11 protein-coding genes are annotated in these 12,274 nt (G+C 72.2%); 7 read left to right on the forward strand and 4 right to left on the reverse strand.

All coding sequences use genetic code 11. The features are described 5' to 3' along the window. Window positions 1-453 precede the first annotated feature (453 nt). The 6 genes from AIF0345_RS12705 (at window position 454) to AIF0345_RS12730 (ending at window position 4,547) form a co-directional block, all read left to right on the forward strand. Window positions 454-960, forward strand: coding sequence for a hypothetical protein (locus AIF0345_RS12705; protein ID WP_268916411.1), 507 nt, complete (start codon window positions 454-456; stop codon window positions 958-960). A gap of 166 nt (window positions 961-1,126) precedes the next feature. Then, window positions 1,127-2,386, forward strand: coding sequence for a hypothetical protein (locus tag AIF0345_RS12710; protein ID WP_268916412.1), 1,260 nt, complete (start codon window positions 1,127-1,129; stop codon window positions 2,384-2,386). 54 nt (window positions 2,387-2,440) lie between these two features. After that, on the forward strand, window positions 2,441-3,187 hold the full coding sequence (locus AIF0345_RS12715) for a hypothetical protein (RefSeq protein WP_268916413.1): 747 nt from the start codon (window positions 2,441-2,443) through the stop codon (window positions 3,185-3,187). Continuing rightward, window positions 3,184-3,789: a hypothetical protein gene (locus AIF0345_RS12720; RefSeq protein WP_268916414.1), complete on the forward strand. Its 606-nt coding sequence runs from the start codon at window positions 3,184-3,186 to the stop codon at window positions 3,787-3,789. The genes AIF0345_RS12715 and AIF0345_RS12720 overlap by 4 nt, the downstream gene beginning before the upstream one ends. Continuing rightward, complete coding sequence (locus AIF0345_RS12725; RefSeq protein ID WP_268916415.1) at window positions 3,786-4,307, forward strand: hypothetical protein; 522 nt, start codon at window positions 3,786-3,788, stop codon at window positions 4,305-4,307. Before AIF0345_RS12720 ends, AIF0345_RS12725 begins: the two co-directional genes overlap by 4 nt. 84 nt (window positions 4,308-4,391) lie before the next feature. Continuing rightward, window positions 4,392-4,547 (forward strand): hypothetical protein, encoded by a 156-nt coding sequence (locus tag AIF0345_RS12730; RefSeq protein WP_285296345.1) that lies wholly within the window; start codon window positions 4,392-4,394, stop codon window positions 4,545-4,547. A 29-nt stretch (window positions 4,548-4,576) separates the two neighbouring features. On the opposite strand, the gene AIF0345_RS12735 is transcribed toward AIF0345_RS12730, so the two are convergent. From AIF0345_RS12735 to AIF0345_RS12745, 3 genes are all read right to left on the reverse strand, one after another. Beyond that, a complete protein-coding gene (locus AIF0345_RS12735) occupies window positions 4,577-6,163 on the reverse strand; it encodes an OmpA family protein (protein WP_285296346.1) in 1,587 nt (528 codons plus the stop codon). A 122-nt stretch (window positions 6,164-6,285) separates the two neighbouring features. Beyond that, the gene (locus AIF0345_RS12740; protein WP_285296347.1) at window positions 6,286-8,748 is read right to left on the reverse strand and encodes a serine/threonine-protein kinase; all 2,463 of its coding nucleotides are present in this window, start codon (window positions 8,746-8,748) and stop codon (window positions 6,286-6,288) included. 817 nt (window positions 8,749-9,565) lie between these two features. Further along, on the reverse strand, window positions 9,566-10,183 hold the full coding sequence (locus tag AIF0345_RS12745) for an OmpA family protein (protein ID WP_285296348.1): 618 nt from the start codon (window positions 10,181-10,183) through the stop codon (window positions 9,566-9,568). A gap of 657 nt (window positions 10,184-10,840) precedes the next feature. Between AIF0345_RS12745 and AIF0345_RS12750 the strand changes: the two genes are divergently transcribed. Then, window positions 10,841-11,419, forward strand: a complete 579-nt coding sequence (locus AIF0345_RS12750; RefSeq protein WP_285296349.1) for an OmpA family protein — start codon at window positions 10,841-10,843, stop codon at window positions 11,417-11,419. 155 nt (window positions 11,420-11,574) lie between these two features. Here the strand turns inward: AIF0345_RS12750 and rplA are convergent, their stop codons facing one another. Further along, window positions 11,575-12,273 carry a 50S ribosomal protein L1 gene (gene rplA, locus AIF0345_RS12755; protein ID WP_043558750.1) on the reverse strand — a complete coding sequence of 233 codons (699 nt, stop codon included), beginning with the start codon at window positions 12,271-12,273 and terminating at the stop codon, window positions 11,575-11,577. Window position 12,274 lies beyond the last annotated feature (1 nt).

The following is a 12,274-nucleotide window of genomic DNA, read 5'->3' on the forward strand; positions in this document are numbered from 1 at the left end:
GCACCACCGGTTGATGTAGTATGCGGCAGAGAAGTTTTTTCTTCAGCTCGCAAGTCGAACTCTCAGGGCACACCCCAGGGATAAACCATGCTATCGCTGCCGCCCGCCCCCGCCCCTACCCTGGCGCGGCGCCGAGAACATCCCGATAGAGCACGCTCATGAAAACCGAAACATCAACCCCTATAGTCCTGATGAGGAACGCATGGCCGCTTTATGCCGCCACCGCTAATAGAAAAAGGAAGAGTGAGAGGCATGAACCGACGGAGACTCGTAGCCAGCGCGGCTGTCGCCGGCGGCCTGGCGGCACTGGTCGCGTGCGGTCGCGGCTCGCGGGACGGTTCGGGAGGCGCGTCTCAGGGAGGTGGCACGGCGGCCCCGGCGGGAACGGGATCGGCGGCACCGACGTCGGACCCCACAGCGGTGCCGTCGAGGCGCAGCGCGGAGGACGTTCCCGTGGTGCCGGACTCGCCCTCGCGAGGACTGACCCCGACCACGCCCAGTGGCGACGAGACCACCGTTGAGGGCCTGACCGTCACCGCCCCGTCCGGGTCGGTTGTCGAGGGCAAGACGAACTCCGCCGGAAGGCCGGCGACCAAGATCGAGATGCCGGGGGCGGAGGACGGCATACCAAGCGTGCTGGTGAGCCGGGTCCCGTCCTTCGGACGCTCGCTGGTCGAGGAGACCTACGCCCAGGAGTCCCTGCTGGACGCCGAGAGCGAGAAGCACTCCTACGTCCGCCGGACCCAGGAGACCTGGCCCGGGGCGGAGGACGCCTACGTCATCACCTGGGTCGATAAGCTGGTGAAGGACGACGGCTCGCAGCAGCTCTTCGACTCTCTGGGCTTCTGGATCAGCGACGGCCCCGACAGCGGGTGGTCCCTCATTGCCACGGCACGCCAGGGCGAGATGGAGGGCTCCCCGTTGTGGGACACCGTGTTCTCGGCCCGCCTGACCGGCTGACGCCCACGCCCGCTGGACCCAGCCTGCCCGGTCCCATGTGTCCCGCTCCCCCGTGACGGCTCGACGCATGTGCCCTTAGACTCATCAGCGGATCACGATTCCGTCTCGACGCGGAACCACTGGACGCCCCTGTCGTCTGCTGTCGTCGAAAGGATGCACGCCCTCCATGCGCCCTCGCTCCCAGGCACTGCCACCCGCCCGTCCCAAGCCCGACCCGGCCTCCGGGGCGGGCACGCGGAGCACGCCCTCGGGCTCCCGGAGCACGGGCACGCTCCCGGCCACCCGCCGCGGGTTCCCAGCAGCGCCGGCCGGGCGCCGAAGGGGCGCCGCGCTGCTGGCGACGGCCCTGGCAGCAGGCGCGGTGGTGACGACGGCGCTGCCCGCGGGCGCGTCCACGACACCAGACCCCGCCCAGATCGCGACAACGACGCAGAAGCTCTCCGGCGGCTACTCCAGCGCGGACCAGGGAACCGCCACGGGCAACCCCGTGACCGACCAGGTGACCGCCATGCTCTCAGCCGGCGCCACCCGCCCGTGCTCCAACCAGCGCGCCTGCGACGCAGCCGGGCAGGTGAGCACCGCCCCGGCCGACAACATCGGCACCGGCCGCCTGCGCACCAACCGGCAGCAGGGTCATGCCGCGCTCGACCGAACGGTTGAGTCCGGCTCGCGCATCACCCTCGCAACGCCGTCCTTCGCATCGTTCGGCTCCGCCTCCGGCCAGGCCGCGCCCGGCGGCAGCGCGGCACCGACCGGCACCGCACCCGCCGGGACCCCCGGGCCCTCGGCCACGCCCACCGGCGCCGCGGCCGCACCCGCGTTCACCGTCAGCGACGCCGTCGGGTACCAGCGCACCACCGCCGCGGAGCCCGACGGAACGGGATCGGTCTCGCACACGCTGACCTACAAGGCCGAGGTGCCCGCCGCCCCGCAGGACAAGACCGACCCCTGGACATCATTCGGCACCACCGCGCCGGGCGAGGGCGAGCGCACCTGCATCGGCAGCCTGACCTTCAGCTACGACAGCGGCGGCGACCTGGACAGCATCGTCTTCACCCACGCGACCGAGGGCACCGCCCAGGACGGCATCCCCGGCGTCACCTCGGGAGCGGCGGTGACCACCATCGTCACCACCACCCTGGAGGTGCCGCTGCTCAGCGACACCGACCGGGAGGTCGCCACGTCCTACGCCCGCCATGCCGCCCTGTCGTCCGGCTCCCTGACCGTCCCCCTGACCGCGCTGGACCTCTCCGACAGCCCCGGGCAGGGGTTCGCGGACATCGTCTCCGCCCACGCCACCGCCACCCGGCAGATCCTGGAGGGAACGGCGATCAAGGACAAGGGCGGGCCGGACGCCCTCGCCCCGGCCTGGAGCACGAGCCAGCTGACGACGGGCTACAAGCAGCTGGCCCTCCAGGACCTCTGACCGACCTCTGACCGACCTCTGACCCGCAACGACCCATGTGAGGAGGGCGCACACGTGGCGACAGCACTGAGGACCGCGGCGACCGCCGTCGTGATCGCGGCCGCCCTGACCCAGGCGGCCTGCTCCGGCGGGAGCGGGGGCGCCTCCGCCTCCCCGTCGACGACGGCGGATGCCGAGGCGCCGCAGACCGCCGCGGCCCCCGCCTCCTCCCCCGCGCCGGCGGGCGCCGGCAGCACTCAGCCTGCACCCACCGGCTCAACCGGCCCGGCGGCGCCGCCGTCGTCGGACGCGACCGCCGCGGCCTCCCCGACGGCGACGGTGCCGCCGGGCTCGACCATGACCCTCCAGCCGGCCCCGGGTCTCATGGTGCAGGTGCCCGCCGACGCCCTCACCGCCGCGGCGACGACCTACGACGACGGCATGCACCAGACCTACTACGACTCCGCCGCGACGGCCGTGACGGTCGACGTCGAGTACTACTCCGGCGGCTCCAAGCCCGCCGGCGACATGCTCTCCGCAGAGCAGGAGGCCCTGAAGTCGCAGGGGGTCGAGGCGAGCGCCGGCTCCGCCGCGGTCGAGGGCGGCAGCAACGCGACTCGTCTGAGCTGGACGTCCTCCGCCGTCCCGCCCTGGTCCCAGGACCCGCACGCCGCCAAGGTGCAGGTCGCCTGTGCCGGCGTCATCGTCGACGGCGCCGGCGGGTACAGCTACGGCGTCTACGTCTTCGCCAGCTCCGAGCGGGCCGACAGCACGGCCCTGATGACGGCGGTTCTCGACTCGATCGCGGTGACCGCGCCATGAGGCGCCGCGCGCTGCTCGCCACCGGGGCAGGGGCCACGGCCCTCGCCCTGTCGGCCTGCGGGAGGTCGGAGGTCACCGCCCCCAACGACGGCATGGAGTCCGTCTCCGACGTGAGTCAGCCCTCGGCCCCCTCCCCCGGCCCGAGCGAGTTCCCGGAGGCGTGGACCGCCGTCAACTTCTCCGGCATCTCCTTCAGCATCCTCTCCACCCTGACCGGCCCCACGCCCCGCAACGACTGGGGCCTGTACGTCGCCTCCTACGACCTGAAGACCTCGGACAACGAGTTCGACCAGCGGGTCATGATCTCGGCCGTCGACAGCACCACGACCGCCGACGGCGTGAGGCAGACAGCAGACCTGGTCACCTCCGGACTCGTCCAGAGCTATGCGGAGATCGGCCGCATCTCCTGGCAGGAGGAGTCCCGTCCGGCGATTGAGCGCGTCGCCTTCTACTGGGGGCCCGACGGCGCCTGGTGCGGGTGGACCTGGATCATTGCCACGGAGGCCGGCACGGGCGTGCTGACCCTGCTCGGCACCTCCATCGACGACGGCCTGCGCAACGGCATCGAGGACACGCTCGACCTGACGAGGAGGGCCTCATGATGAGGGTACGACGGCGAACCGGGGTCCTGGCCGCTGTGGCGGCGGCGTCAGCAGCATCGACGGCATCGCTCGCCGCCTGCTCCTCCGCAGGTCCCGCCCCCGGCTGGGGCAAGGCTCAGGACGGCGGCCTCCGGCTCGCCGTCCCGTCCGGCTGGGACAAGACCGTCCCCCAGTCCAGTCTGTGGAGCACCCGCTGGACGGACCCGTCAGACGAGTCGGCCGTCCTCATGACGGCGCAGTCGGTGACCGCCGCGGACGTGTACCAGGCGCTCGACCTGGCGATGAACGCCGCGCGCGCCGTCACGCGCGGCTACCTCCCCGTCGGCTCGCGCACCGCGATCACCGACGGCAGCACCGTGGTGGCGCGGCAGGACTACCAGACGTCCTGGCCCCACGCGAGCCGCGGCGCGACCTGGGCGGTGGACAACGGCTCGCAGGTCTCGCTCATCGACCTGTCGGGCAAGAAGATCACCGACGAGCAGATCGAGACCGCGGGCCGCTGGATCGAGCTCACCTGACCGGCCGACGGCCAGCGCGTCTACCCCGCCGACTACGTCCCCACCGACAGCAAGGACCACAACCACAGCATCCTGACCGAACGAATGCCGGGAGAGGCTCTTGCGGAGGGCGCCAGCACCACCGTCTGCGTCGTCTGGCCCGACACCGGACAGGACACCCTCACCCTCGACCACGCCGGATACAACAGCAGCCCCTCATACGCCTTCCGCCTCACCGACATCCCCGTCACCGACAGCTGAAGCCAGCCGGTGGGGCTCAGCGGCGGGACTCAGCCGGCGACGACGGGCACGTCGGTCAGCCGCCAGGGGCAGGGCAGGGCGCCTCCGGCGGGGTGATCGACCATGACGGCGTCCTCCCCGGTGTCCGGCCAGGCGACGCACACCCGGCTCGTCTGGCCGTCGGCCAGGATCTCGGTGAGCTCGAGCTCGGTGAGCGCACGGTGCGCCGACGACCCGGGCAGGAGGTAGTCGACGGGGTAGATCCGGTCCGACCCCGACAGCAGGGTCAGCCCGTCGGAGGCGAGCAGGCTCGTGGCCCCGCCCGGCTCGCCGCGAACATTGTTGAGCACGCTGCCCGGGTCGGAGAGCCAGCCGGTGCCCAGGGGGGTCAGCGACCCGCTCTTGCCGCCGGTGACCTCGAGAACACCCAGCAGCAGGCTCCCCCGGCGCAGCACCTGGTCGAGCCGGACCGTGACCTGACCCAGCCCGAGGGCACCGCCCCCGATGGTGGCGCCGTCGGGGCCCTTGGCAGTGGGCCCGGTGGCCTCGGGGATCTCCGCCCCGCCCGCCGAGCGCACCAGGGAGCCGTCGGTCCCGTCCGTCGGGGCGATGACCACCTCGACGCGCCGATTGGCCTGGCGCCCCTCCTCGGTGTCGTTGGCGGCCTTGGGTACGGTCTCGCCCTTGCCGACGACGGTCTGCGTCCAGGCGCCCAGGTCGGTCAGCGTCCCGAGCCGGTCGGCCACGGCCTGCGCGCGCTGCTCGGACAGCGTCTGGTTGTGGGCGTCGTCGGCCACGTCGTCGGTGTGCCCGGTGATCGTCAGGCTCCCGCCGCTGTAGCCGCCGATCGTCTCGGCGACACCCTTCAGGGCGTCGTCGGCCTGGGCGCTGAGCTCGGCGGAGTCGGTGGCGAAGGTGACGTCGCTGGAGACGTCGACGGAGGTCTCGTCCCCGTCGGTCAGCCCGCTGGAGGAGCCGTCCAGGGCGACGGAGTAGCGCTCGATGGACACCGGGTCGCGCAGGGAGTCCTGGGGCTGCGCCTTCGAGAGGACCGAGCCGATGTCCAGCGCGGGCGCCCGGGCGTCGTCGGAGCCGACGACGGGCACCTCGATGAAGCCGCCGTGCGACAGGAAGACCGTCACCGCATCGACGTCGACCGGGCCGAAGGTCGGGTCGAGGTCCATCTCCTCACCCGGGCCGAGGGAGTCGAAGAGGGACTGCACGGTGGTAGTCGACCAGATGCGCGAGCCCTCGGGGTCGATCAGGCGCAGCGGCTTGTAGACGCCGACGGTGGAGACGAGCCCGCCCAGCACGACGGCGGCGGCGTCGAGCGTCGCGGCGGCCGCGTCCGCAGGCCGGGCGACGCTGAGGGGAAGCACCGTCAGGTCGGTCCCCTCGTGCGTGACCCGCACAAGCGGGCCGACGGTCGCATTGAGGGTCTCCCCGGCGGTGAGCGCCACCGCGGCGGCGGCGGTCGGCGTGGGCGAGGGGCCGGCGCCTGTCGCCGGGACGATGGGCGGCTCGTCCTTGCCGCAGGCGGCGAGTCCGCCGGCCACGGCCAGCGCGGGCAGCGAGAGCACGACCCGGCGCGAGAAACCGGAGCGCGTCGCGTGGGGATCGAAGCGGGGAGTACTCATTGGGTCACTTTCCTGAACGTGTTGTCACATGACCGTATCGCGTCGCGCGTCCGACGGCGATGGGCAGCGCTGCACCGCCGGCCCGCACGGCTCCCGCACCCGCCGGGCCGTGCCGTCGGGGCTCAGTCGGGCACGACGGCGTTGACAACCAGCTCGGCGTTGAAGCTCGACCCCCGGGCCACGAGTATGCGCGGCTGACCCGCCGCGTCCCCGGGGGCGTCGCCGGACGGCGGCAGCGCCCTGATGAGGACGCCCGCCGCCTGCCACAGCTGTTCGCCCGTCTTGAGATCGTAGGCGACCGCGTGGGCACCGGTGTCCTTGGAGCTGCTGCTGGGCCTGCCCATGGCGAGCAGGGCCGCGGAGTCCCCTCCGATGAGCCCCTTGGGCGTAATGACGCACTCCTCCCCGCCGGCGAGTGCGGGCGGGGTGAAGGTGACGTCCTTGTCGGAGCGGGTGGCCCGGCAGCCCACGGTGTCCACCGCGACGGGCACCGACGTGCCCGTCCCGACCATGGCGACCGTGCCGGGCGCGCCCTGGGTCTTGGACAGGTCGTCGGCGAAGTCCTTGGCATCGCGGTTCCCCGACGTCGCCCAGGCCGGCTCCCCCGAGGCGGAGCCGGGGATGTCGGCGATCTGCTTCCCCTTCGAGTCGTAGACGGTGGCGCCCGCGCTCCCCCGCACGACGAAGGCGTTGGTTCCCGCGTCGAGATTGATGCCGTCGACCTCGAAGGTCTTGTCGCCGGGCTCGGGGTCCCGGGCGCTGCCGTAGGCGTAGAAGTCGGGGACGCGATCGGTGCCCTGGGAGTAGAGGACGTCCCCGGTGGCGGCGGACAGCACGTACAGGCGCTTGGAGTGGTCCTCGTAGGCGAGGACGAAGCCGTTCCTGACGCGGGCCTTGGAGTAGTGGCCTTCAGAGCGCCAGGACTCCTTGCCGTTCTTATCGACGGCGACCAGGGAGCCCCCCTCAATGCTCATGCCATGGGCGTCACCGTCAATGAGAACAGCGCGTTCGCCGTCGGAGCCCATGAGGTGGTGGCCCGCCGGGCCAGGCACGTCGGTGGAGACGGACCCGTCGAGCGAGATCAGCGTCGGCTCGTCAGTGCCGTCGTCGCACGCCAGCCTCGTGTTGTCCCAGAAGCGGACCTTGTCGCAGTCCCCCGTCCACACCGGCGCCTGGTCCGCCGAGTCGAGGTTGTACAGCGACCAGTCCCCGGAGGACTTGACCGCCAGGGAGCCGCCCCCGGGCGAGGAGACGTAGTCGGACACGTCAGTGATGTGGCGCAGCTCGACCACCTTTGCCTTGCCCGGCAGTGAGGCGAGGGTCCCGGCCAGAGCACCCTGGTTGCGGTGGCGATGCCACAGGAGCAGGCCGCCGGCACCGAGAACCAGGGCGATGACGACGGCGGTGGCGATGCCCCCCACAATGAGTGCGCGGCGACGACGGCGGGGCGGCGGCGAGGCGGCGGCGACGAGCGTGGCGGCGGGCGGGCCGGCGGCGGGGCCCGTCGGGGGAGCCACCGCTGTCGCCCCGTTCGGCGAGGGGGGCGCGACCATGGTGGGCTGGTACCAGTTGGCGACCGTCGGGGGTGTCTGGCCCTTGGGACTGGCAGGGTTCGCAGCCGCATCGGATGCGGCGGGCTCCTCGTTCCACACGTACGGCGCGGCCGAGGGCGCCGACGGCGGCGGCTCCTGGATGCGCGCGGCCGCGGGCAGCCCCGCCAGGGCGGGGACGAGGGCAGCCAGGGTCTGGGCGGTCTCCGGCGCCCCGGGCCGGGCCTCCGGCCGCTTGGCGAGCATCCTGTCGATCATCGCCCACAGTGGGTCGGGCACGCCCTGCGGCCGTCCCGGCGCGCGCCGGGCGTGCTGGGCCAGGACCTGGGAGGGCGCGCCGACGAAGGGCGGCACACCGCACGCCGCCTCGTACAGGACGATGCCCAGGGAGTAGATGTCGGCCGCTGAGGTCGGGGCGTGGACGTCGAGGATCTCCGGCGCCATGTACAGCGGCGTGCCTATCGCGCCGGTGGCCCTGGAGGAGGCGACCGTGCTGCAGATGCGGGCGACGCCGAAGTCGGCCAGGCGCGGGGTCCATGCGGGGGCCTGGGCCGGACCCTGGGGCGAGGCGCTCATGGCGTCGATGAGGACGTTGGCCGGCTTGACGTCGCGGTGCACGATGCCGGCGGCGTGCACCACGGCCAGCCCCTCGGCCAGGAGCGCCCCGAGCCCGGCGACCTCGGCGGGCGGCAGGGTCCCCCACGACTCCAGGAGGCGGCGCAGGTCCCCGCCTCCGACGTGGTCCATGACGATCGCGGCCGTCTCCCCCTCGACCACCATGTCCTGCACGCCGACCACGTAGGGGGAGCGCACCCGCATCAAGGTGGCGCGCTCGCGCACGAAGCGCTCAATGACCCCGGGGTCCTGGAGAAGGTCTGCGCGCAGGAGCTTCACGGCGAGGTCGGTCGTGGCGTCGTTGACACGATGCCCGAGCCAGACCTCCCCCTGGGCGCCTGTGCCGATCAGGGAGATCAGGACGTAGGCGCTGCCGAGGCGACGCGGCTCGCCGGGGGCGGTCGGAATGGGAGCAGTCATGCAGGTTCCACTCGGGTCGAGGCTGGTCGAGTACAGGGCCAACCTACAGGGTCGTGACCCGCTCGTGATGCTCACGACCCAGGGCTCCCGCGAGCCGCGCAGCGGCCCGGCGTCCTCTCCCTTCGCCGAGATCGGTTCACTTCCGCGCCGAGAGCGGTCGGGCGCCCGCGCGGCCGTGCCCTCGTCCGCCTGGTCGCAGCTCAGGGGCCGCGGTCATACCTCTGATCCACGACCGCGACGGTTGAGGAACGACCGCGCGAGGTCGTGGAGGCGAGAGGGCGCTCGGGACCGGCTCACCCAGATGAGTGGTTCCGGGCCGGTGCCGGCGGGCGGCGTGGCAGGGGCCGGGCGGTCGGGCTGACGCCGTCGACCGAACGCAGCCACGCCGTCGTCCGTCCTCCGCGCCGCCCGGACGCTACACGAGCGCACCATCGCCGTGCCCTTCCCGCCCGAGCCGTCCTCCGCGCCGCCCGGACGCTACGCCCCTCCCCGCCCGCGCTCCAGCACGAAGAGCCTGCCGCGCAGCCCACCGAGCGGACCGGGCCGCACAGATGCCCGTTGTCCGTCAGAATGACATTGCCCCCTCCGAGGCCCGAAGCCCGAGCAGAGAACCGCGTGATTACAGGGATTCCTTCAACACATGTGGCGTCTTGAGCCTTCAATGTCATTCTGACGGACATCCGGACCACGAGCCAACGTAGGACCACATGCGAGAAGGCACGACCCGGCCAGCACTGCGGACCGATCTCGGTGCGGAAGTGAACCGATCTCAGCGAAAGGGGACGGGACGTCCGGGGGCCGGCAGGCAGCCCGGCCCTCAGACGCTCACGACGGGAATATCGGTGAGTCGGTAGGCGTGCATGGTGGACAGCAGGCTGCCGTCCTCTCCTCGCGCATTGGCCAGGAGGAACTCGCTGTCGTCGAACCAGGCCGACAGAACCGAGTTCTCGTCGGCTCCCAGGGCCGACCGTGACCGAGAGCCAGCTGAACAGGAGTCCTCCGGCGCGCACGACCTGCGGCGGGGGGGGATGGTGACCCGCTCGTCGGAGACGAAAGAGCCGGACGAGGTGCAGACGGCGGTGACGCCGCCGGGGCCGGCCCCGACGGGGCCCTTGGGCTCGGGCAGGGCGGTGCCGTCTGGTGCGCCCGACGACGACGGCGCGGCCGGCGGGGCCGACGACGGCGCGGCTGTGGGCGCGGCGCTGTTCCGGGTGCCGCTGGTGGGGGTGATGGTGATGACGACTCTGCGGTTGGCGGCGCGGGCCTGGTTGGTGGCGTCCTTGACGGCCGGCTCACTCCCGCCCTTGCCGGTGGCGGTGACTTGCCAGGGGGCGAGGTCGGCGAGCTGGGCGAGACGGTCCTTGACGGCGGCGGCGCGGTCCTCGGAGAGCTTCTGGTTGTGGGCGTCGTCGGCGACGTCGTCGGTGTGCCCCACGATGTCAAGGCTCCCGCCGTCGGGGTGCTCTCGGGCTTCTGCTTCGTCAGCTCCCTGCCCATGACGTCGAGGTCGATCCCGAGTCCGGCGGCCTCATCACGGCCGATGACGCGGACCGCGACGAAGCCCGCCTGGGGCACGAAGGCGGTCACGGTCTCGACGTCCATGGCCCCGAACGCGACGTAGGAGGTAGCCCGGCCTCACCGCGAGGAAGACTCCGGTCCCCGCGGTGGTGCCCCAGGACATGCGCATCGAGCCCCTGCCGGTCGAGCGGAGCGCTCGCACCGCTCAGTGCGGGAGCAGTGCCGGCGGCAGCACCGCCCGCATCGGCGTCGGGCGAGCCGGACGCCCCGGCCCGCAGGGGCCCGAGCGCTCGCACGCCGTCAGCACGGGCGCTCCCAGGACGGCCAGCACCGACCGGGTCGGGCAGACCGCCGCGAGCATCGCGGCGGGCGCCGACGGGCAGAAACAGGCAGGTCGCCAGACATATATGGACTCCTCCGAATACCGGGAACAGCAGTTCCCCGCCCGTCACCGTATGTGTTCGCCGTCGTGCCCGCGATGGGCAGGTACCCATCGCTCCCCATCCGCTCCCCGTCGCTCCCCGTGGAGCCATGGGGAGCCGGCAGCACCACGGGGACCATCTATTTCCTCCCCGTGGACAGCACGTTTTCTCCCCGTGCACGTCTTCCCATTCTCCCGAGTGCGAAGAATTCCTATGGTGGCGCCGTCTTTCGAGCCGGCGACCAGGGCGATCCCTCCGGAGCCGGCGGACGCCGACATCAAGCCCGTCGTGGAGACCGTGTCCCCCTCGCTCCAGCTCGTGCTGCGCACGGGGCCTCCGACGGGGCGGTCACCACCGAGTCCGGCAAGGGCAAGACGAGGGCCACTCTCAACAGCGCCGTCACCTTCGAGACGGACTCGGCGGCGCTGACGCCGCGCGCCACCGTGGTCCTCGACGGCATCGTGTCGGGCTGGGGCGGGACGCCGCCGGCCTCCATGGCGGTGGTCGGCCACGCCGACTCGGTGGCCGACGACGCCCACAACCAGACACTGTCCGAGCAGCGGGCCCGGGCCGTGGCGGACTACCTGGCCTCCAAGGAGCCCTCACTCAAGGTGGAGGCCTCGGGGAAGGGGGAGACCCAGCCGGTGGCCGGCGAGAGCAACGACAACGGCAGCGTCAACGAGGCGGGCAGAGCCGCCGATCGCCGCGTAGAGCTCACCTGGGACCAGTAGCGCGACGGCGTCGGGCGGGGGCCGGGTGAGGGCCCGGACCAGCCCCGCGGGAGGTTCCCCCCTCCTCCTTCGCCGAGATCGGTAGGCTCGAGATCGGTGAGCCTACCGATCTCGGCGCGGGAGTGAACCGATCTCGGCGAAGGAGGCTGCGGCGCTCAGGCCCCTCGGGCCTTGGTGACATCCATCGGGATGCCAGGGCCCATGGTGGTGGCCATGGTCGCCTTGAGGATGTAGCGGCCCTTGGAGGTCGACGGCTTCAGGCGCTGGACCTCGTCCAGGACGGCCTGGAGGTTCTCGGTCAGCTGCTCCTCGGTGAAGGAGGCCTTGCCGATCAGGAAGTTGAGGTTCGCGGCGCGGTCGACGCGGAACTCGATCCGGCCGCCCTTGATGTCGGTGACGGCCTTGGCCACGTCCATGGTCACGGTGCCGGTCTTGGGGTTGGGCATGAGGCCGCGGGGACCGAGGACGCGGCCCAGGCGGCCGACCTTGCCCATGAGGTCCGGGGTGGCGACGGCGGCGTCGAAGTCGGTGTAGCCGGCCGCGACCTTGGCGATGAGGTCGTCGCTGCCGACCTCGTCGGCGCCCGCGGCGATGGCCTGCTCGGCCCGCTCTCCCTGGGCGAAGACGACGACGCGGGCGGTCTTACCGGTACCGTGCGGCAGGGACACGGTGCCGCGCACCATCTGGTCCGCCTTGCGGGGGTCCACGCCCAGGCGCAGGACGACGTCCACGGTGGAGTCGAACTTCGTGATGGACGTGGCCTTGGCGAGCTTGACGGCCTCGGCCGGGGTGTAGAGGACTCCGGACTGAATCTTCTCAGCGGCGGCTCGGTAGGCCTTGCTGCGCTTGGTCATC

The sequence above is a fragment of the Actinomyces israelii genome, from assembly GCF_030253495.1.
In the GTDB taxonomy this organism is placed as follows: Bacteria; Actinomycetota; Actinomycetes; order Actinomycetales; family Actinomycetaceae; genus Actinomyces; species Actinomyces israelii.

Bases quoted from the DNA above. Each gene is read 5' to 3' on its own strand.
- AIF0345_RS12720 (WP_268916414.1), top strand. From the start codon at position 3,184: ATGAGGCGCCGCGCGCTGCTCGCCACCGGGGCAGGGGCCACGGCCCTC.
- AIF0345_RS12740 (WP_285296347.1), bottom strand. From the start codon at position 8,748: ATGACTGCTCCCATTCCGACCGCCCCCGGCGAGCCGCGTCGCCTCGGC.
- rplA (WP_043558750.1), bottom strand. From the start codon at position 12,273: ATGACCAAGCGCAGCAAGGCCTACCGAGCCGCCGCTGAGAAGATTCAG.
- AIF0345_RS12735 (WP_285296346.1), bottom strand. From the start codon at position 6,163: ATGAGTACTCCCCGCTTCGATCCCCACGCGACGCGCTCCGGTTTCTCG.
- AIF0345_RS12730 (WP_285296345.1), top strand. From the start codon at position 4,392: ATGCCGGGAGAGGCTCTTGCGGAGGGCGCCAGCACCACCGTCTGCGTC.
- AIF0345_RS12725 (WP_268916415.1), top strand. From the start codon at position 3,786: ATGATGAGGGTACGACGGCGAACCGGGGTCCTGGCCGCTGTGGCGGCG.
- AIF0345_RS12710 (WP_268916412.1), top strand. From the start codon at position 1,127: ATGCGCCCTCGCTCCCAGGCACTGCCACCCGCCCGTCCCAAGCCCGAC.